The sequence below is a fragment of the Paenibacillus sp. NRS-1760 genome, from assembly GCF_050467785.1.
GTDB lineage: Bacteria > Bacillota > Bacilli > Paenibacillales > Paenibacillaceae > Pristimantibacillus.
On the sequence record NZ_JBITPK010000008.1, the window covers coordinates 55,171 to 76,021 of the forward strand.

General features: G+C 43.9%; 15 protein-coding genes and 1 pseudogene. 14 read left to right on the top strand and 2 right to left on the bottom strand.

Translation table 11 applies throughout. The annotated features are described in order from the left end of the window. Nucleotides 1-185 precede the first annotated feature (185 nt). Genes yycF through ACIFSR_RS07410 form a run of 5 tightly spaced genes read left to right on the top strand, consistent with a single transcriptional unit; the run spans nt 186 to nt 5,870 of the window. Nucleotides 186-941, top strand: coding sequence for a response regulator YycF (gene yycF, locus ACIFSR_RS07390; RefSeq protein ID WP_076266554.1), 756 nt, complete (start codon nt 186-188; stop codon nt 939-941). Continuing rightward, nucleotides 938-2,788 (top strand): cell wall metabolism sensor histidine kinase WalK, encoded by a 1,851-nt coding sequence (gene walK / locus ACIFSR_RS07395; RefSeq protein WP_430056284.1) that lies wholly within the window; start codon nt 938-940, stop codon nt 2,786-2,788. Before yycF ends, walK begins: the two co-directional genes overlap by 4 nt. Beyond that, nucleotides 2,785-4,242 carry a YycH family regulatory protein gene (locus tag ACIFSR_RS07400; RefSeq protein ID WP_430056287.1) on the top strand — a complete coding sequence of 486 codons (1,458 nt, stop codon included), beginning with the start codon at nt 2,785-2,787 and terminating at the stop codon, nt 4,240-4,242. Before walK ends, ACIFSR_RS07400 begins: the two co-directional genes overlap by 4 nt. 32 nt (nt 4,243-4,274) lie before the next feature. Further along, a complete protein-coding gene (gene yycI, locus ACIFSR_RS07405) occupies nt 4,275-5,030 on the top strand; it encodes a two-component system regulatory protein YycI (protein ID WP_339205778.1) in 756 nt (251 codons plus the stop codon). A gap of 33 nt (nt 5,031-5,063) precedes the next feature. Beyond that, nucleotides 5,064-5,870, top strand: a complete 807-nt coding sequence (locus ACIFSR_RS07410) for an MBL fold metallo-hydrolase (protein WP_076266550.1) — start codon at nt 5,064-5,066, stop codon at nt 5,868-5,870. Here the strand turns inward: ACIFSR_RS07410 and ACIFSR_RS07415 are convergent. Continuing rightward, nucleotides 5,839-6,060, bottom strand: a complete 222-nt coding sequence (locus ACIFSR_RS07415; protein WP_339205777.1) for a hypothetical protein — start codon at nt 6,058-6,060, stop codon at nt 5,839-5,841. The two genes, ACIFSR_RS07410 and ACIFSR_RS07415, sit on opposite strands and share 32 nt — an antisense overlap. A gap of 160 nt (nt 6,061-6,220) precedes the next feature. Between ACIFSR_RS07415 and ACIFSR_RS07420 the strand changes: the two genes are divergently transcribed. The 7 genes from ACIFSR_RS07420 (at nt 6,221) to ACIFSR_RS07450 (ending at nt 16,391) form a co-directional block, all read left to right on the top strand. After that, on the top strand, nt 6,221-7,600 hold the full coding sequence (locus ACIFSR_RS07420; RefSeq protein WP_339205775.1) for a S1C family serine protease: 1,380 nt from the start codon (nt 6,221-6,223) through the stop codon (nt 7,598-7,600). 271 nt (nt 7,601-7,871) lie between these two features. After that, nucleotides 7,872-8,039, top strand: coding sequence for a CxxH/CxxC protein (locus tag ACIFSR_RS07425; protein WP_063847536.1), 168 nt, complete (start codon nt 7,872-7,874; stop codon nt 8,037-8,039). A 201-nt stretch (nt 8,040-8,240) separates the two neighbouring features. Continuing rightward, the gene (rlmH, locus tag ACIFSR_RS07430) at nt 8,241-8,720 is read left to right on the top strand and encodes a 23S rRNA (pseudouridine(1915)-N(3))-methyltransferase RlmH (protein WP_339205773.1); all 480 of its coding nucleotides are present in this window, start codon (nt 8,241-8,243) and stop codon (nt 8,718-8,720) included. A 177-nt stretch (nt 8,721-8,897) separates the two neighbouring features. Continuing rightward, nucleotides 8,898-10,670, top strand: coding sequence for a histidine kinase N-terminal 7TM domain-containing protein (locus ACIFSR_RS07435; protein WP_430056291.1), 1,773 nt, complete (start codon nt 8,898-8,900; stop codon nt 10,668-10,670). A 37-nt stretch (nt 10,671-10,707) separates the two neighbouring features. Next, entirely contained in the window at nt 10,708-11,841 is a 1,134-nt protein-coding gene (locus ACIFSR_RS07440) for a response regulator (protein WP_430056293.1), read from the top strand. 132 nt (nt 11,842-11,973) lie between these two features. After that, nucleotides 11,974-15,948: an S-layer homology domain-containing protein gene (locus tag ACIFSR_RS07445; RefSeq protein WP_430056296.1), complete on the top strand. Its 3,975-nt coding sequence runs from the start codon at nt 11,974-11,976 to the stop codon at nt 15,946-15,948. Between the two features lie 80 nt (nt 15,949-16,028). Beyond that, nucleotides 16,029-16,391 carry a LytR/AlgR family response regulator transcription factor gene (locus ACIFSR_RS07450; protein ID WP_430056298.1) on the top strand — a complete coding sequence of 121 codons (363 nt, stop codon included), beginning with the start codon at nt 16,029-16,031 and terminating at the stop codon, nt 16,389-16,391. A 281-nt stretch (nt 16,392-16,672) separates the two neighbouring features. Here the strand turns inward: ACIFSR_RS07450 and ACIFSR_RS07455 are convergent. Beyond that, nucleotides 16,673-17,600 (bottom strand): annotated as a pseudogene (locus tag ACIFSR_RS07455) (IS4 family transposase); the annotation flags it as partial. Nucleotides 17,601-18,066: 466 nt separating this feature from the next. Between ACIFSR_RS07455 and ACIFSR_RS07460 the strand changes: the two are divergent. Beyond that, on the top strand, nt 18,067-18,804 hold the full coding sequence (locus tag ACIFSR_RS07460; RefSeq protein WP_430056301.1) for an HNH endonuclease: 738 nt from the start codon (nt 18,067-18,069) through the stop codon (nt 18,802-18,804). A gap of 191 nt (nt 18,805-18,995) precedes the next feature. Next, nucleotides 18,996-20,768 (top strand): ATP-dependent nuclease, encoded by a 1,773-nt coding sequence (locus ACIFSR_RS07465; protein WP_430056304.1) that lies wholly within the window; start codon nt 18,996-18,998, stop codon nt 20,766-20,768. The last annotated feature ends 83 nt before the right edge of the window (nt 20,769-20,851 follow it).

Below are 20,851 nucleotides of genomic sequence, written 5' to 3' on the forward strand. Positions count from 1 at the left end.
CGAAGTGTTTCTTTTTTTTGCGTATATAAATGATGTGTATGGACATGGAGTATTTAACTGATTCATGCAGTGATGGCGGACTGAGGAAAAACCTTTCAACATGAGGGAAGTTTCATTGTGAAGCAAGGGATAACAGTGTTAAAATAGAAGGTAATAAAAAGGACAAGCGACGGGCGGGTGTAGCGATGCACGGAAAAATATTAGTGGTCGATGACGAACAGCCGATTGCAGATATTATAAAGTTTAATTTGGAGAAGGAAGGGCATCAAGTTATTTGCGCTTTCGATGGCGGTGAGGCGGTTCGGCTTGCGTTCGAGGAGCTTCCTGATCTTATTTTGCTGGACCTGATGCTGCCTGTAAAGGACGGTATGGATGTATGCCGCGAGGTTCGTGCCAAGCTGCAAATGCCAATCATTATGCTGACGGCCAAGGATACGGAAATTGATAAGGTGCTTGGGCTTGAGCTGGGCGCTGATGATTATGTGACAAAACCATTTAGCACAAGGGAATTGCTCGCGCGAGTGAAGGCGCATCTGCGCAGGCAGCAAAAGACAGAAGAAGCTGCAAGCGGTGATCATTCTGGCACTGCCGATCATTCCGCCGAGCAGGAGCAGCAGGGCTTTAAGCTGTTCAACCTATTTGTGGATACTGATATGTATGTCGTTTATAAGGACGGCGTACCGCTTGATCTGACACATCGTGAGTATGAGCTCGTTTATTATATGGCCCGCAACAGCGGCAAGGTAATGACGCGGGAGCATTTGCTTCAAGCAGTATGGGGATTTGAGTATTTCGGAGACGTGCGAACGGTTGATGTTACGATTAGAAGATTGCGCGAGAAGATTGAGGATGATCCAAGTCGCCCTGAGTACATTATGACACGGCGCGGTCTCGGCTATATGATGCGCAACTCCAAGTCCGGAGGCTTCGGCCCAGGATGAAGGGCAAAAGTTTTTTTCGCACAATCCAAGTAAAGCTGGTCATCATCTATTTGCTGCTTATATTGGTGGCTATGCAGTTGATCGGTGTTTATTTTATAAGTACGGTCAAAAACTCCTTAATTGACAGCTTCACGAAAAATTTGAAGGAGCAAGCGGATATTTTATCTAAGTTTGCAGCTCCAAGCTTAGCGGCTAAACCAGATACTGAGGGTGATTCTGCGGAAAGCACGACAGAGGATCTTAGTTTGGTCGTTCGCAATCTGTTCAGCATTAGCGGCGCCGAGGTGCAGGTGCTTGATTCGAACGGGAAGATGGTAGCGACGTCCGTTCAAAGCAACGAGACCTATATTGGCCAGAAGAACAAGTCGCTTGCTGTAAGCCGGGCGCTTCAGAACATTACAGACAATGAGCAAGAAATTATAGATGATGATAATACACGCAAAAAGATGATTGCCCAGCCAGTGACGATTAATGACAACAAGGTGGTTGGGGTTGTATATGTCGTTGCGTCGATGAACGAGCTGTATGAGACCGTCAACAGGGTCAATCAGATCTTTTTCTCAGGGACTCTTATTGCGCTTGGTCTCACGGGTGTGCTTGGCATATTGCTTGCTCATACCATTACGAGCCCGATTCAAGGTCTGACGAGGCAAGCAGAGGCGATTTCACAAGGGAAATTCGATCTGCAGGTGCCTGTGCTTGGCGATGATGAGATTGGCAGCTTGAGCGTTGCCTTCAACGATATGACGATTCGGCTTAAAGAAGCTCTATCGGTAAATGAAGAGGAAAATGAGAAGCTGAATTCCGTTCTCTCCAACATGAGCGATGGCGTTGTTGCAGCGGATGAAAACGGCAAGGTCATCGTATGGAACAGGAGAGCGCTAGAACTGCTGAACGTACGCTCCTGTGAAGGACTTGAGTTGTCCGAGTTGTTCGATCTATCCGAGGAGCGGCTCGAAGAGCTGCAGCAAGGGCGCGGTCAGACACTGCTTATTGAACGTGATGAGGATGGGCAGGAGATGAACGATAATGATGAAGGGCTGCTAAAAGTAACCTTTACGCCTATTCATCGTCGGGATAAGGGCATTACCGGAACGATTGCTGTCTTGCAGGATGTGACAGAGCAAGAGAAGCTTGAGCAATCGCGGCGTCAGTTCGTCGCGAATGTATCGCATGAGCTGCGTACACCGCTTACTACAATTAAGAGTTATGCAGAAGCACTTAATGACGGTGCGCTGGATGAACGGGAGTTATCCGAGCGTTTTGTTGGCGTTATTCGCAATGAAACGGAGCGGATGATTCGGCTCGTCACGGATCTGCTACATTTGTCGCGGCTCGATTCAAACCAAGCGCCGCTGCGCCGCAGACAGACAAATGTTCATGACATGCTTGATGAAGTGGCTGATCGTTTCTCATTTCAGCTTAGGCAGAAGTCGATTAAAGCCGCAGTTAGCGTTGATCAAGGGCTGGAGTCCGCTTGGCTGGATCGCGATCAGATCGATCAGGTGCTTGATAATTTATTCTCCAATGCAATCAAATATACGCTGGACGGTGGAACGATTGAATTAACGGCGAAGAAGCCGGCCGATTCGGCATCACTTTCAATTAGTGTGAAGGATACTGGCATTGGAATTCCGAAAAAGGATTTGAATCGTATTTTTGACCGCTTCTATCGTGTAGATAAAGCACGTTCACGCAATATGGGCGGAACAGGCCTTGGGCTTTCGATTGCCCGGGAAATTGTGAAGGCACATAGCGGTACGATTTCACTTGATTCCGAGCTAAATGAAGGAACTACGGTTACATTTACTCTTCCACTTCTACAGGAAGGGGGCGAGCTGGCATGAAAGAAAAAATAAAGACAACAACGCTTATCCTGCTAGTCGTGCTTAGTCTCCTTCAAAGCTATTTGCTTGCATACAGCATGCCTGGTCTTGGCGCTACGGTAAGAAGCGATCAGGATTATGTGAATTCGGAGCCAATAGGAAAACCGACAAGCGTAGAGAGTGTTATTTTTCCAGAAGCGTTAGTTATCCACTTAGGCGGCAATAAGCATACCATCATCTATCCGGGGACACAGTTCTACGAGATGATTCTTAACCAGCGCATTCAGGGTAGAGAATTTAAAGGGTTCCAGCGAAGCCCTTCAGATGTGCTCAACTGGGAAGAAATTCGCAAAAACGATATTGGTATCGAGCTTCGCTTTGATAACGGCATTCCAGTAGAGCTGCTGCAGAAGCTGCTTAAGCTGGAAGGCGATTTGCTGTTCTTGAACGAAACGATTGACCGCATCTGGATTTTCAAGACGTCGGGCACCGAGGAAATTCGAACGTTCTTTTTTAGCGCTGATGGCGAGATGGTTTATGAGTCCGTTCGTGCGGATCTGACGGTACGCGATGTGCAGGACTATGTGGGGTTCGGGCAGTTCCAGCCTAAGTACACCATGACAGCAGACGGCCTCTATATTCCGGTTGCGCCAATTCAGTCAACGGAAATCGTATTTCCTTACGAGACGTATTCGCCAGATTTGATGAAACGAAGCTTATTCTTCGATCAAAGCACAACAAGAGCAATTGAAGACCGAGGCGGTTCGCAAATTTATACAGACGGCAAGCGGGGATTGCAGGTAGAACAGAACGGCAAGTGGATCAGCTATACAGATCCAAGCGCTCCGCAAATTACGGAAAACTTGCTTAGCGACAATGTGTATGCCTCAGTAGATTTTGTCAATCAGCATGGCGGATGGGACGGCACACATCGTTTTGTGAATGCTATGCCGGGCAGCGAAGGCAAGGATATTAGATTTAAGCAATATGTCGAGCAGTATCCTGTTATGGATACGAAGCCGTTCCGCTATGGGTACATGAGATTAAGGCTTCAGCAAGGTGTCGTAACCGAATATTCGAGAACACTTATTACGCTTGGAGCGCAGTCGGAATCGAGGAATGTTCGCTGGTTGTCAGGCGGGGAAGAGCTGGAGAAAACGCTCAGTAATTACGATAGACGCAGCGAAGTGACAGCTTTGTTCCCAGCGCTGCAAGCAGCTCCGATCGATGAGAACAGACTTCGGTTCATACCGGTATGGGCTGTTCGCTTGAAAGACGGTACGGAAGAAATATTGGTAGAGGCTTATCGAAGCGGATTTACACCGCCTGAGCAGAAGGATGAGGACGCTGTGCAAGGTGAGGCTGATGGCAATTCAGAGAAGCCAAATGATACGACAGCAACAGCAGCTAATGCTGCAGGAGCTGTAAGCTTATCAGTGGGTGCGAGCCAGATTCGTTCGCTTAATGGACCATAGAAATAGGATACAAAAGCAGGAGGTGAAGGCGATTGGATTGGGGACGAGCGAAAAACGTGCTTATTATTTCGTTTTTGCTGCTCAATGTATTACTTGGTTATCAGCTATGGCTGGATATCAGGGAACAGTTGAACATTAATGTAAATACGGCGGAGCTGCCGCAGGATAAGTTACTGCTCATGCAGCAGAAGCGAATTTCGTTAGAAGCCAATCTATCGCTGGAAACACCTGAGCTCAAGGACTTAACTTATTTGCTCCACTCTGACAGCCGCAAAAATGCGGAACCAGTCATATTGAAAGAACCGGTGGATAGTACGATCATCTATTCCAAAAAAGAATTAATAAAGACACTGGGAGATCGTATTCCTGAGCTTGATCAATATGCATTTGATTTGCTGAACAGCAGCGTAGGCGAGTCTGTTTTTTATCGAGTAGTAGAAGGACGTCCGATGTTTGATGTGAAGCTGAAGCTTTATATTAAAGATCAGAAGATTACTTCTTTTTTGCAGGATCGCGTAGAGCTGCTCGGATCAGGTGAAGCCAAGCAGGTGCTGCCAGCTGCCAAGGTGGTAGCGAGCTTGATTGAAACTTATTTACCCGATGGTGCGGTCATTACCGATATCCAGCTTGGCTATAAAGGACAAATCTTTGATTCGGAGCGTCAAGTATCGGTGCCGTCATGGCGTGTTATGCTGGAGGACGGCCATCTGTTTTACGTGCATGCCATCAGCGGCGAGGTTGCAACGGATGATGAGCAAGGGGAAGCGGCAGCGAACGGTTTACGTTAACGGGAGCAGGAGAAGGGACAGGAAAAAGCAATTATGGGACTTCGATTTACAGTACTAGGAAGCGGCTCGACCGGCAATGCAACCATTGTTCAGGGGAATGACAAGATGGTCATTGTAGATGCCGGTATGAGCGCGAAGAAGCTGGATGAACTTATGCGCGAGCGCGGAGTAATGGGTCATCAATTGGACGGGCTGTTCGTCACACATGAGCATTCCGATCATATTAAGGGATTGGGTGCTTTTGCAAGGAAATATGATTTGCCCATTTATGCAAATGAGGCAACGTGGGCTGCAATGGAGAGGCATGTTGGCACGATTGCTCCAGAGAAGCGAGTGTTTATGGAAACAGGTGAAGAGGTCAACCTCGGTTCAATGGCCATTCAATCGTACCCGATCTCGCATGATGCGGCAGAGCCTGTAGGTTATTGCTTTGTAGAGAATGGCGAGAAGCTGAGTCTAGCTACTGACCTAGGTTATGTAAGTGAAAAGGTCAAACGTCAAATTATTGATTCCGATGTGCTCGTGCTTGAGGCCAATCATGATACGGAAATGCTTCGTATGGGGCGTTATCCGTGGAATACGAAGCGCCGGATATTGAGCGATGTTGGCCATTTATCCAATGTGGCTGCAGGCGAAGCGCTGCTAGAGCTCATGACAGATCGAACAAAACGCGTTTATTTGGCTCATTTGAGCCTTGACCATAATTTAATGGATTTGGCAATGCTGACCGTGAATACTATATTAGAGGACCATGGAATATTTTATAAGAAAGAAGAACATCCTCTACGCGCAACCTATCACGACCGACCTACGTCATGGGATGTAGTGAAGCAGAAATAAGGGATTCCAGCTGTGCATCAAGCACATCCGCTTTAGCACTTAGCTCTTCTCTAGTAAGTATGCCCTTATCTATAAACAATTCTAGCATCGCACTTAAGGTGAGAACGGTACGGTAGTGATCATCCTTTAAATCTGCTAGCTTTGCAGCAAGCTGAACATGTTCCCAAGCGACTGGCGTTTTGGCTTTCATATAAGCATTTCTCCTTTAGTGGAACGAATTTTGAAGCGCAACAAAAAACTTCGGATAAGCATCGCATGATTCTATTATTATTTTAGTCATTTCTTCCGAAAACATTCCTAGATTCAAAAAAATAGTCTTGATGTAGGGGACTTTGAGAGGGGCGATAGTAATGAGCTTATTCGACGACGATTTTTATTCAACCAAAGTATCCAAGCGTGCTGCTCGCGAGAGTAAGAAAGGAGACTTTGCATTTCGATATAAGAGCGGTGGACGCAAGTGGTCCAACGTTCGTATTGCATTTGTATCTTCTATCACGAGCGCGGTAGCTGCAACGTTGTTGTTCGGTGCTGTGTTTGGCGGCGGAGGCAGTGGTACGACCAGCGGCGGCGGCGGTGCACCGGTAACGGGTGGTATACAAGTGATTGATCCGCTTGAGCGTCCTATACAGGCTTCAGCGAAAGTAAGACCGGCCGTCGTAAGCGTCATTAATCAGCAAATGTTCTCTCTTGGAATTGGAAAAGACAAATCGCAGCCGGAAAAAGAAGAAGGCAAAGGTACACTTCGTGAAGCGGGTGTTGGCTCAGGTGTCATCATTAGCAAGAAGGATGGCAAAGCGATTATTATTACGAATTACCACGTCATTGATCAGGCACAAGCGGTAAAGGTTGTACTGATGAATGGAGAAGCGCGTGAGGCACGTATTGTCGGTAAAGATCAAATTACGGATCTTGCAGTGCTGGAAATTGACGCAAAAGGAATTGAAGTCGTTGCAGAAATTGGCGATTCGTCTGCGCTTCGCCCTGCTGAATATATTATTGCGATCGGCAACCCGCTCGGACTCGGAGAGTCTGTGACCACGGGCAGCGTGAGCAAGACAAGACAAATTGTACCAGTATCACTTAATCAAGATGGAGTGTACGACTGGGAACAAGAGGTTATTCAAATTGATGCATCCATAAACCAAGGAAACAGCGGCGGACCGCTGATCGATTTGAATGGACGTGTAGTTGGCATCAACAGTATGAAAATAGCTGATCTTGGCGTAGAGGGCATTGGCTTTGCTATCCCAATCAATCTAGCTATGCCGATTGTTGAAAGCTTGATCAAGCTGGGCCATGTGCCGCGTCCGTATCTTGGCGTATACACGATGGACTTGGAGCAGTATTGGGAGCAGCAGGACTTTGAGGATGCATACAGCAATCCTGGCGAAGGCGGAATTTTGCCGGAGGGCGATGTTCCTCATGACGAAGAAGAGGCTAACCCAGGTGATGATCAGATTCTTGAGGGCGGACAGAAGCTTACGCTGCCAGATGAGGTTTACGATGGTGTAATCGTGCTTGAAGCGGTTGGCCCTGCTAAGGATGCAGGTTTGCTGTTCAATGACGTGATTGTTAAGCTGGATCGTCATCCGATCAGCAGTACGATGGACCTTCGCAAATATTTGTACCAACAGAAGAAGATTGGTGACGAGATTGAGATTAGCTTTTACCGTGATGGGAAGCTGAAGGTTACGAAGTTTAAGCTGGCTGAGAAGACAGATGAGGAATAAGTTCGAGTGCATAAGCGCTGGATACAGCTTGGTTAGTTCAAGCTTATTGAGCTGGAATTTTAGGAATAGCTCGAAGGAGCCGCGGTATGCAAATGGTAGCCCATTTGTGTGCTGCGGTTTTTTTTGTGCGTGGATGTGGGGAGCATACTGGGAAAGGGATCGTGCGGAGATAATACGAAAATTGTCGTCTTCACATGGAGAGGCGTTTTCTGATATGCTGTGTATAGACAATAAGGACGACCATCAACTAGGGATAGGAAGCGTGCAGACGATGTATTGTGTATGTAAAGAGCATATTGAGAAAGCATTGGACCGTTTTGTAGATGAGTATGAGGATGCACCAGACGTAGTAGATCTGAAGGAAACACAGTTTGCAGATTGGGATCCACCGCGCAAATGTGATTTTTGTGAAGAACCAGCTACTTTTTTGGTGGTTTAACTGACCGCAGAGCAGGATCTATAGGGTTATGTCCGTATAACGTGAAGGTATGAAGAAAGACTCGAATATTGAGGAATAAAGGCTCTCTTGTTCGGAGAGCATATCGGACTGAAGGGAATATCCGAGATATAGAGGATTTAAAGGACGAAAGCGCTGCGGACTGAAATAATAGATCCGAGATGATAAAGGGAAGTGTAAGGATTGCATATACAGATAGCTGCTGTTGGTAAGCTGAAGGAAAAGTACTTAGTGCTTGGCATAGCGGAATATGCCAAGCGGTTAGGGCCTTACGTGAAGCTCACGCTCACGGAAGTGCCCGATGAGAAGGCGCCGGAGACGATGAGTGCGGCGGAGGAAGCGATTGTGCGCGAGCGAGAGGGCGAGAGGCTTCTAGCGCAGCTGAAGCCTGATGCGCATGTTGTCGCGCTCGCGCTGGATGGCGAGCTCTGGTCAAGCGAGGATCTCGCGGGCCAGCTCGATAAATTAGCCACGTATGGGCGCAGCCACGTGGCTTTTGTTATTGGCGGGAGTACGGGATTGTCTCCCGCTGTGATGAAGCGCGCCCAGCAGAAGCTGAGCTTTGGGCGCATGACCTTGCCGCACCAGCTGATGCGTCTGGTGCTGATTGAGCAGATTTATCGCGGAGTGAAGATAAATCGGGGGGAACCATACCATAAATAGAGCGAAATTTTGGGCTGTGAAGCCTTATGGTGCTTGGAAAGTTGTCCAGCGGTCAATGGAGTCATGATTAGAGAGGCTTTCATGTTAAAATGATATAATGTTGTAAAATGTCAAATTATCGGTTTGACGAGCTCTCTATGAGATGCGTCAGTATGTGGGATACGGGGGCTTAGACACATGAATTACAATCTGTATTTATCGGCTCTACTGTTGGTGGCTACCTGTAGTACATTAATATTGTGCTATCTCGCATGGAAAAGAAGAGAGCTGCCGATTGCAATCAGTTACGGATTAGGAATGCTGGCTGGAGCATTCTATACATTTGGGTACGCTTTCGAGTTAACAAGCACAACATTGGAGCAAATTCGCTTCTGGCTTCGAATTGAGTATATTGGCATTCCCTTTGGAGCAACGCTATGGATTATTATGGTGCTGCAATATACTGGACGACAGGCTCTCTTACGGAAGCCGCTTGTTGCTGCGTTATTGATTGTTCCTATGATTACACTTGTTGCTCAATATACGAACGACCAGCATCATCTGTTTTATCGTGCCATGTCCATCGATCAGTCAGAAGGATTCCCTCTGGTTCACTTGGTTAAGGGGCCTTTGTATATGCTGCACCTGGGGTATTCCTATTTCTTCTTTGTAATTGGGATGGGCTTAATCATTCAGCTGTATCGCAAATCAACACCTCAGATGAAGAAGCCAATTGCCTACATGATCATTGGCTCCCTGGGACCGTTTGGATTTCCGCTTATTTATTTGAGTGGTATTGTTGATCTATCTATCGATATTTCGCCGTTCGGATTTATTTTCTCAGGAGTATTCTATCTGTGGGGAATTTATCAATTCAATATGTTGAAGTTAGCCCCGCTAGCGCTGCAGAAAGTGTTCGAATCGATGCAGGATGCCGTTATTGTAGTTGATCTTGATTACAGTATTACGGGCTATAATCAATCAGCAAGTCTTCTTATTGTAGGATTACATCGTAAGAAGGTTATGGGTCAGCCGGCATTGGAGCTATTCACACCCTATCCAGAGCTATTAGAAGTAGTGATTCAAGAACCTTCTTCGCATAATAAAGTGAAGATTATTAATGAAGGAGAAGATCGATTCTATCATGTGCATATAACGATGATTACTGATAGGAAGCAGAAGCCGGTTGGAAAGATGGTTCTGCTAAGCGATATAACGGACACTGTTCTCTATGAGGAGAGACTACTAGATAATGCCAGACAACTAGCAGAGCTGAATACGTTCAAAGATAAGATGTTTAATGTAGTCGCTCATGATATTCGTGATCCTCTGGCTGTTCTGATTAACTTAATGGAGTTATTGGAAGAGGAGCTGAACACCTCGGATGAGGACCATGAAGAAATTGTCCATGAGATGGGGCAGCAAATCCACAATATATTCTCACTAGTAGAGAGCTTGGTAGGATGGTTTCAAAGTCAGCGAGGAGGAATGGTGTTTAATCCAGTTATAAGGGACTTAGCCCAAGTGGTTCAGACGAATATGCGATTCATGAAGGTTCGAAGTGCGGGTAAGAATATTCATATTGTATCCGAGATATCGGAAGGCTTGTACGTATTTGCTGACAAAGAGATGCTAGATTTAATCATCCGCAACTTGCTTTCCAATGCGATTAAATTCACAGAACACGGGGGCAGTATTCGATTAAACGCGGAGCTTGGAGTTGGCAAGATTATTGTCTCCGTCAGCGACACAGGATCAGGCATACCCGCTGAACAAGCCGCCTCCCTCTTGCAGGAAGATTACCTCGTCTCATCTCTTGGTACTGCTGGTGAGCGAGGTGTTGGGCTAGGGCTTACGCTTTGTAGGGAATTCGTTCGCTTAAACGGTGGAGAAATATGGTTTGATAGCAAGCTTAAGCAAGGAAGTACTTTTTATTTTTCACTTCAGTATCCCCCTAAAGCCTCTGCATAACTTATGAATCGAATCTGGTTGCAAGGAAGGAAAGTCTATGAAGGTTATTATTATTGATGATGAGAAGGCGATGCATCTCATTATGAAGCATATGCTCAGTAAACTGGATGATGTCGAAATAATAGGAGGCTTCCAGGAGACAGCGGCGGTAAGTACTTATTTGATGGATCATGATGTGGATCTCCTATTCATGGATATTAATATGCCTAGGGAAAGTGGTCTTGAATTTGCCGCGCGGTTAAGAGAGGATGGCAGGCAAGTGAAGATCGTATTCGTGACCTCCCATACCGAATATTCGCTGCCTGCATTCGATGTATATGCCTTCGACTACATCGTAAAGCCAGTTAAATATGAGAGACTTCAACATACGATACAAAGGGCACAATCCAGTATGATTCCAAAGTACAAACCTATTCAGTATGAGGCTTCTCCGACTTCGATACAGTTTCATTTTCTAGGTGGAATGGAGATTCGAACGGCTCAGAATGTGTTAGTCAAGTGGAAGACTAGCAAGAGTGCAGAGCTATTCTGCTTCTTGCTCATACATAAAGGTAGACTTGTCTCCAGAGCAAGAATTATTGAAGATATCTTCGGTGATATGCCGATCAAGAACAGTGAGACCTATCTGAACACGACAGTCTATCAGCTGCGCAAATTATTGGACACCTATGGACTTAAGGGAAGCTTGTATTCTGATCATAAACATTATGCACTGGATATTGCTCAGATAAGTGTCGATTACATCACATTTGAAGAAGGCTGTAAAAAGCTGGTAATCATAGAAGACAACAATTTCGATAAGGCGCTTGAGCTAGAGCAGCTATATAATGGAGATTTATTCGGAGAATGTGCATTCCAATGGGCTAGGAGCGAGGTTGAACGTTTATCGCACCTGTATACATCCTTAACGCATCGGTTGTGCGACGCCTTATTAACTAGAGGGGATACGCAAGTCGCAATCCGGCTCTTAAACAAGCTAACGGACCGTAATGAGCTAGATGATGAAACCATGAAGCTGCACATGAGGGCGTGGGCTTTGATGAAGAACACAGACGCCTTGAACCGATTATATGTCCAATTCAGAGAGACGCTGGACAGAGAGTTGGGAATAAGCCCATCCAATGAAATTACTGCGCTATACAATGAATTGATTGTAGGGTTAGATTCATAACATATCGCTTAGATGAAGGGCCCAATAGAAGGGCTCTTTTTTGTTGTTGAAGTTTGTCATTCTGTTGTCATTGGGGGTCTGTATACTTGTCCCAAGTAGGAAAAGAAACAACACTTCAAGGAGGTAAATGGCATGCGAGTTATGGTTCAAAAAGGGATTTCATTCATTTTAGTGATGGTATTAATAATAGGTGGATTGAATGGATTGTTTGTTGGTGTAGACAAAGCCCATGCGGCAGTAGTGTTCGCTGGAGGAACGGGGACGTCAAGCGATCCGTATCAAATTGCGAACGCAGATCAGCTCAATGAAGTCAGGAATCATCTCGGAGCAGGGATCTATTTTATACTGACGTCTGATATTGATTTGAGCTCCTACGCTAGCGGTGCCGGCTGGAATCCAATTGGTGCTAACAACGCCAATCCTTTTTACGGAAATTTGAACGGTAACGGCTTTACAATAAGAAATTTAACGATCAATACAGGTGGTGCGGATCATGTAGGACTCTTCGGTGTAGCTGCATATGGCAGCTCATTTGCTAACATTATTCTTGAGGATGTTGATGTGCTGGGGAGATATTATGTTGGCGGGTTAATTGGAATTGGCGAGAATAATGTTAGCAATGTCTACGTCACGGGAAATGTGGTTGGAATAGAAAGTGTAGGCGGCTTGGCAGGTTGCCTTTATGGAGGGAGTATCAATAACAGCTACTTCATAGGAAGCGTGACTGGATCTCAACTTGTAGGCGGGTTGGTGGGGTACCATTACGGTGATATTGTTAACAGTTACACGGCAGGAAATGTGACGGGTAATAGCTTTACTGGTGGTTTGATCGGAATGTCAGACGGGGGTGTTATCACTAACAGCTTCTACGACACAACCGCTTCAGGACAAGTAGATACAGGAAAAGGCGAAGGAAAGACTACTGTAGAGATGCAGACAGCGAGCACTTATACAGGGTGGGACTTTACATCGCAATGGTATGTCTTCGAAGGTCAGTATCCACAACTATGGGCTTTTACTAAGTTGATTAAAGGAACAACTGCTGGAACAACGAAATTATTTCAGGTTGCCACAGGTATGGAGTATTCGCTTAACGGTAACCCTTATGTTCCTATCACAGGGGATTCTGTCGATATTACCGTAGTTGCTGGAGATATAATCGATGTCCGTATAATCGCAGCTCCATCAAGCCATAGCACTTTGACAGTCAGTCTGTCAGACATTAGAGGGCTTATGCCTCCTGCTCTAGCAGCTGATACGACAGAGAACTACACGGCTAATGACATTGAAATGACGTTCGTCAATGATCCAGCTTGGCTTTCGGGGATAACAGCGGTGAAAGATGGGGCTACGACACTCGATAAGGATACGCAATATACAATTGAAGCGGGAAAGCTCAAGATATTCGCTGGGGTACTGGCAAAGGGAAATCATTCGATTATAGTAACAGCACCCAATTATGATGATGCAGTGATAACGCAGATGGTAACGAATAAGCAACCTCCTGCTCTAACAGCCGACACAACAAGTCCTTATCCCACGAATGAGATCGAAATTACATATACGGACGATCCGACATGGCGCGGGGTGATTACGGCTGTGAAAGACGGAACCACGACACTCGTTCAAGATACGCAATACAAAATTGAAGCAGGTAAGATCAAGATATTCGCAGGTGTGCTAGCAAAAGGGAATCATTCCATAACAGTGACAGCCATCAATTATGATGATGCTGCGGTCTCACAATTCGTATCTCACCAGTTTTCTGGAGCAGGAGAAGGATCACAGTCCAATCCTTTTCAGATTGCAACTGCGGATCAACTTAATGAGGTTAGGTATCTTCTAGCATCGGATATTTATTTTGAGCTGGTGGATGATATTGATCTCGGAGTTAGTCCATATGTAGACGGTGAAGGCTGGTTGCCAATCGGTAAGTATGGTGAGGAATTTCGAGGGAAGTTGGATGGCAAAGGCTACAAAATCACGGGATTAAAGATAGCTAGATCAACCATGGATGTAGGGCTATTCGGTAGAACATCGTCCACGAGCAGTCTAAATAATATGGGGCTAGAAAATATTAATTTGAGCGGGAACGATCAAATGGGCGGCTTGGTTGGATTCAATCAAGGTGCTATCAGTAATAGCTACAGCAGCACAGGTTCTGTAAGTGGAAGTAATCAATTTTATCTAGGTGGGTTGGTTGGATACAATCAAGGTTCAATCAGCAATAGCTATAGCAGTATGGTAAGTGTGAGTGGTAGAGGCGATATAGGTGGGTTGGTTGGTACCAATAAAGGATCAATTAGCAACAGCTACGCCACAGGAAGTGTGTCGGCGATACTCAGTACAGTGGGCGGGTTAGTAGGTAGCAACTACCCTGGCATTGGACAAGTCAACAATAGCTTCTACGAGAGCACAACAACGGAGACCGATACAGGAAAAGGCCGGAGTAAGACGACTGAACTAATGAAGACTGAAAGTACGTATTCTGGTTGGTTCACTTCTAATGTATGGGGGATCGATTCATCAATTAATGCTGGATATCCCTATTTGAAAGTTTTTTACCGTTTTATGACTTATAACGGCAACGGCAACACAGGAGGAGTAGTTCCGATAGACAGTAACATCTATTTGCGTGGTGCAACTGCAAGTGTGGGATCAATTGGAAATCTAGTCAGGACGGACCACATCTTCACAGGATGGAATACGTTAGCAGATGGTAGTGGCACCAGCTACGAGGAAGATGACCAATTCGTAATTACAGCAAATACGACACTGTATGCGCAATGGATTAGTACGGCGAAAGCAATCTCTACATTCAGCTTCGCGGGATTGAGCCCAGCGGTAACGGGCACAGTTGACGAAGCGAACAAGACGATTGCCTTGACCGTGCCATACGGAACGGATATAACGGCGTTAGTCCCTACATTCACAACTACGGGTGCTAGTGTGAAGGTGGGCAATACGGATCAAGTGAGCGGAACAACAGCGCAGAATTTCACTTCTGCAGTCATGTACACGGTAGTAGCGGCAGACAGCAACAAACAAGAATACACGGTAACAGTAACCGTAGCAGCGAATACGGAAACACCATATTCAGGTGGTGAGGTAATTCTACCAGTTAGTGATGCCCCTGTGATCTCGACAGATGGTCAATTAACGCTTCCTATAGGCAAATCAGGTGAGGTTAGCTTGTTAAAGGAGGTCACAGTATCTATTCCTGCGGATGCATCAAAACAAGAGTTAAAAGTAACGATAGAAAAGCAGATAAACACGCAGAACCTGCTAACGAAACAAGAAGTTCTAGCAAGTCCGATCTTCGAGATTCTGAAGAATTTCCCTGAGAACTTCAGAAAGCCAGTAACGCTAACCTTTGTATTCGATCCAGCAAGCATAAAGAGCAATCAAAGGGCAGCTGTATTCTACTATGACGAAGTGAAGAAGGTTTGGGTCGAAGTCGGTGGTAAAGTGAATGGGAATAAAATCACGGTAGAAGTAGATCACTTCACGAAGTTTGCGGTAATTGCGGTTGACGAAGTGAAAGACGTGCCGACAACAGCTCCCAATGTTAGCTTTAGCGATGTCACTGGACACTGGGCAGAGGCTAGTGTTAAGCAAGCAGTGAGCAGTGAAATCGTGAAGGGTTATTCGGATGGCACATTTAAGCCAGGCCAAACCGTCACGCGGGCTGAATTTGCAGTGATGCTAATCAATGCATTGAAGCCGCAGGGTGAGGGTGTAGAACTGATCTTCACAGATACTGCGAAGATTGGAGCTTGGGCACAGAAGGCAGTTGCTCAAGCTGTACAAGCGGGTTTTATTAAGGGTTATTCAGACGGTACCTTCCGTCCGAATGCGGAGATCACACGTGCGGAGATGGCATCCATAATCGCAGTTGCTTCGGGTCGATCAAGCGAAACGAATGCCGTAACGGGATTTGTGGATGAAGATAAAATTCCGACATGGGCAAGAGGCAGTGTTGCTTATGTGAAGCAAGCGGGCATTATTCAAGGCAAAGGCGGTAATACATTTGCGCCGCAAGACAATGCGACAAGAGCTGAGGCAGTTACCGTTCTGTTGAAACTACTAGCTCATATTAAAGAGTAAACAAGTTTGAATAACAATAAGGAGCCCTGCTATTTAGGGCTCCTTCTAAATATCACTTGTCGTTGTAGGAGGTGCTTCAGTTGAAGGTCGTTATTATCGATGATGAGAAGTCCATGCATCTCATTATGAGACGAATGCTTGCTAAGCTTGATCAAATTGAAATCGTGGGAATCTTCTTTGAGACTACATCTGCATTCTCTTATTTGATGAATCATGACGTGGACTTGGTATTTCTAGATATTAAACTGCCGGGGGAGAACGGTCTAACGTTTGCTCATCGAATAAGAGAACGTGATGGACAGATGAAGCTGGTTTTCGTTACATCCTATAAAGAATATGCACCTGCTGCATTCGATGTACAAGCTTATGATTACATTGTTAAACCTCTGAGGCAGGACAGACTTCACAAAACCGTGCAAAGAGTAATTTCAGAGGGACATTAATAAGACTGAAGCGAACCAGAAATAACAAAGATAACACAAAAATGCCTTTAATCCAATCAGCGGGTGAAGGCATTTTGTTATATATACCGAGCAAGAATTTTAGATTGGTTGCGTGGGAGGATTTGAACCTGCGGCCTTTGGGTTATAAGTCCGACGAGCAACTGGGCTGCTCCACCCCGCGATAGTATAACTAGCATTGTAATCTTTAAATTTGCTGAATAGAAGATCCTACTAAACTGTGCGAAGTCTTTAGATAGCTTCGCTATTATGTACTAAATAACTCAAACTTCGCAGTTTGAAATTGGCAAACAAGCCCTGAGATTCTGGGTAAACTAGCGATCCATTGTTGGAGTTGACTTTTAATTAGTTTGGAAAGCTTCTTGTTTGCCTGCGACGCGACCACGTTGATCAACAAATAAAATAAACCGCCGAGCGTTCGCTTGCCGATGCTGCAATGCAAGCAGAAAATAACGGAAAAATACAATAGTCGTGTGGCTAACGAGTAAATCGTAGGACAGCCCTTGAAATTCTTTATGCAAGCGCAATGAGGACTTAGCGCATTGGAAGAAGACTTCGATGTCCCAGCGCATGGCGTAGATACGAATGATTTCTCTGGCCGTCAAAGCCAGGTCAGTGGAGAGGATCGCCGGTCATTCATTTTTCTTCGTGCGGTGCCGAATGAAGATAGCTTGTACCGGAATTGCCCGGAACCAGTTGCATCCGGATGGAGCGGAGGATGTCGGATTCTCTTCCCTTCAACGCGTGAAGCCTTGAGATATAAATCAATCAGTGATAATTGCATTCCGTTCACAAGATAACGCTTGTTGTCATTTTTTTCGATGACGTGAAGTCCCCTATCCATGATTTCCTGAATCAGCGGGGCATGTGTAAACCAGCTATCCATTAAGGCATATGTTGCCGTGCACCAGCGGCTATGGCCCGGTCAATCATGGATGCGATAACCTTTGGAGCAGGAAGTAGCGCTTCCTCGCGACGCTTGTAGCCAACTGTACGCTTGTCGATGTCTTCGGTCATGCCATTGATCTGCTATTTTGTTGAACTGAGTTAGGCAAAGTCCATCGGAATAAACGTATGACCGTCTGACCACCCCATCGTTAGCATGCGAAAGCCCTTATAATACGCACCCGTGGCGTGATCTTTGAATCTGGCGAGCAGTTCAACCGTTTTGCTTCGGTTGCGGTCAAACATAATCCATGTTAAAGCTATTAACACTTTGAAAATAGAGGCTTCACTGGACTACCGAGTGGACGAAGCATAGTGTCGTATAGACATGTTGCTACTTACGTCACTTATGCTGACAAACTACTCGAAGAAGCAACCAATTATGTTGCCACACTTCAACCCGACACCTAGTCGGGTGCCTTCGATTTCGCTCTATAGATGTTAAGCTGAACCGTATCATAAGTAGGGCGAAAATAAGAGTATAGAGACTTCCAAAGTGTGAAGAAAGGTGCTATAAAAATACGATTATCCCTCTAGAGATAGGCACTAGAGGGATATTTGCGCCACCTAAAACGACAATGTTTTCCAATTTAATGCTATGATTGTACTAATGGCGAGCTACATGTTCCATTAAGAACTCGGGATGAAATATAAAAATTTATATGTAGGACATTAGTTGAAGTCATATTTAAGGGAGGTCAGCGACAATTCCATGTCGATCTCAGACAAGACTAGAAAGATATTATGGGGTAGATCAGGAAATAGATGTTCCATATGCAAGCTAGAACTAATTATTGATGAGACTGAAAAAGATGATTCGTCAGTTGTCGGTGAGGAATGCCATATTATTTCTGGGCAGAGGAGTGGGCCTAGACATGATCCAAACCGTCTTAAAGATGAAATAGATACTTATGATAACTTAATTCTGTTATGTCGTATTCATCACAAGATGATTGATGACCAACCTGAAACGTTTACCGAAGAAATTATTAAACAAATTAAAGTGAACCATGAGCTTTGGGTATCTAAAAGACTTGACCAACAAGAAGACAAACCTCCGAGAATTAAAAGAATTAAGGAAAACATTCCTAAAGAGTTACCAAGAGTTACAACCGGAAAAGAAATCATTAATATTTTGGATAGAGCAATGGGATATGAATTTGATCATGATGAACCCAAAAATGAAACTGAGGTTGAATTGATTTCAGGCTTTTTACAATACCTACATGATTTTGGGGATTTACTAAGCGATTTTGAATCAGGTGATAGAGTAAGATTCGGTTTTGAAATAACCAAACTGATTAAGGAATTATTAGACAGTGACTATTACGTTTTCGGTGCACGTGAAGTCAGAGTGCTAGAGGGGGGAAAGGGGGCTCCATCAAGTTTTCCTATAGCGATTGTATATGTGAAGCACAAAGATAATCTACTGGTGCAAAGCGCAGAATAGGCCAATTTATTATAATCGATTTTATTAGCCTTGCACCTTGCTAATGATCCTTATTTTCTATTCTGTTTGTGGAATAGTTCGTTGATGAACAATAGCAGAGAGTAGGCTGACACATCTGAACACATCCGTCATATTTCTTGAATATGAGTGCTTGATGAAATTTAATGAACAAACTAAAGGAGTGTGGAAATGTGAGCTATATTCGCATTAAAAGAATAGGCGTTAAGAATTACAGGTCCTTTAAAGAAGAAGTAAATGTTAGTTTTCCAGACGAAAATTATAAAAAGCCGGTTGCTATAGTTGGGTATAACAACTCAGGAAAGACTAATTTTCTAAATGCAATTTTATATGGAATTACTGAAAAATATATAACGAAGGATACCTTTACTATTAATGATTTTCATAACCGGAATTACGAAAATGTGCCCCAAATTTCTACCGAAATTAAAAGTAGTATTGAAGTAAAAGTAGATGGAAATCCAGCAGAACTTTCAGGGTATCATTTTTTGGAGATAAAACTAGATGGTATTGAAATAGAAAGTGCTAAAATTTCATCCTATAAAAATCTGAGTAAAACAGACCGAAACCGTGATGCATCCGGCGCTTCTAAATATTTTAAAATATTTTATGTGAATTTTCATGAGGTGAAAAAGGAACTAGCGACCAAAAAGACGGGTTGGGGAAACCTATCTTCATTTTTGGCTAAACATATAAAGAGTATAGTTGACAATGATGAGATTATGCTAGGGAAAAGAGAAGCCTTTAAAAAGGACATAGAGCGTTCAACTGAAAGTGTTCTTGAAGATTCAAAACTAAACGAATTCCTAGATAAAATACAAACTAATTATTCAAACAATTTACGGCAAAATAAGTGTCATATTGAATTCGGATTACCAGAGTATGAAGATATCTTCTTAGAGATGATATTTAAAATAGGTCTAAATGGGGATATGGAAAATCTTATTCCAATTGATCACTTTGGGGACGGATACATTTCTATGTTTGTTATGGCGGTTATTCAAGCAATTGCGGAGAGTAACCAAAGAGATAAATGCCTTTTTTTGTTTGAAGAACCCGAAAGCTTTTTACATGAAAATCATCAAGAGTATTTTTATAAAACAGTTCTTTGCGGCCTAGCTGAGAATGGTCATCAGGTAATATATACGACTCATTCTGAAAAGATGCTAGATATATTCGATACTAGAGGACTGATTCGCTTTGAATTTGATGATACCAGTAAGCAGACAGTTCTAAAATACAATAAACCGGATAAGGAACTTTCCGAATTAGACGAAGATAGAGAGCTGCTTTCTGAAATTAAAGATTACAATAATTATATAAAATTAATTGAACCGAACCTTAATAAAATCATATTTAGCCAAAGAGTCATACTTGTAGAAGGTCCAAATGATTTGATGACCTATAAAGAAATAATAAAGAAAAAGGTACTCGAAATTACGGAGGATGAAAAGTACGCTGAAACATATTTGAATTTTAATAACATATCAATAGTTCCACACCATGGCAAGATAACAGCAACGATTTTGATTAGACTATGCAAGCACCTTGGGATAGATTTCTTTTGCATTAATGATTTTGATTTTGAGGATGACTTCGTTTCAACATTAATGTTTGACTCCATTGATGAGCTTAAAGAAAGTAAAGTGTATAAGGAGCAAGTATCAGTATTTAAGGCATTTAATGCAAAAGGTGAGTCCCTGAGTGATCAAACGAAACGAGGCATGATAACTACGAATTGGAGACTAATTAATGAGGCTTCTTTAAATAATTTACACTTTAATATTCCTAAATTAGAATCTGCCATCGGGTATGAATCCAATGATAAAAATAGCTCAGGGATTTGGAATGCATTAAAAAGAAAGTCTGATTTTGGTGAAGACATATTTCCAAAATCACTGGAGCAATTTATAGGACTAAATAATCTCAAAAACAAGCAAAAATGACTTTACAAAATCTAGCTGTTTTGGGTCAAGATTCTTCTATACGAAAAATAGCTCAATCCTCAAAGTGGTAACTAACTATAATA

What these genes read in the sequence shown, in the direction of transcription:
- ACIFSR_RS07425 (WP_063847536.1), top strand. Translation starts at nt 7,872, where the DNA reads ATGTATTGTGTATGTAAAGAGCATATTGAGAAAGCATTGGACCGTTTT.
- walK (WP_430056284.1), top strand. Translation starts at nt 938, where the DNA reads ATGAAGGGCAAAAGTTTTTTTCGCACAATCCAAGTAAAGCTGGTCATC.
- ACIFSR_RS07445 (WP_430056296.1), top strand. Translation starts at nt 11,974, where the DNA reads ATGCGAGTTATGGTTCAAAAAGGGATTTCATTCATTTTAGTGATGGTA.
- ACIFSR_RS07410 (WP_076266550.1), top strand. Translation starts at nt 5,064, where the DNA reads ATGGGACTTCGATTTACAGTACTAGGAAGCGGCTCGACCGGCAATGCA.
- ACIFSR_RS07435 (WP_430056291.1), top strand. Translation starts at nt 8,898, where the DNA reads ATGAATTACAATCTGTATTTATCGGCTCTACTGTTGGTGGCTACCTGT.
- ACIFSR_RS07420 (WP_339205775.1), top strand. Translation starts at nt 6,221, where the DNA reads ATGAGCTTATTCGACGACGATTTTTATTCAACCAAAGTATCCAAGCGT.
- ACIFSR_RS07415 (WP_339205777.1), bottom strand. Translation starts at nt 6,060, where the DNA reads ATGAAAGCCAAAACGCCAGTCGCTTGGGAACATGTTCAGCTTGCTGCA.
- ACIFSR_RS07440 (WP_430056293.1), top strand. Translation starts at nt 10,708, where the DNA reads ATGAAGGTTATTATTATTGATGATGAGAAGGCGATGCATCTCATTATG.
- ACIFSR_RS07400 (WP_430056287.1), top strand. Translation starts at nt 2,785, where the DNA reads ATGAAAGAAAAAATAAAGACAACAACGCTTATCCTGCTAGTCGTGCTT.
- ACIFSR_RS07460 (WP_430056301.1), top strand. Translation starts at nt 18,067, where the DNA reads ATGTCGATCTCAGACAAGACTAGAAAGATATTATGGGGTAGATCAGGA.
- yycF (WP_076266554.1), top strand. Translation starts at nt 186, where the DNA reads ATGCACGGAAAAATATTAGTGGTCGATGACGAACAGCCGATTGCAGAT.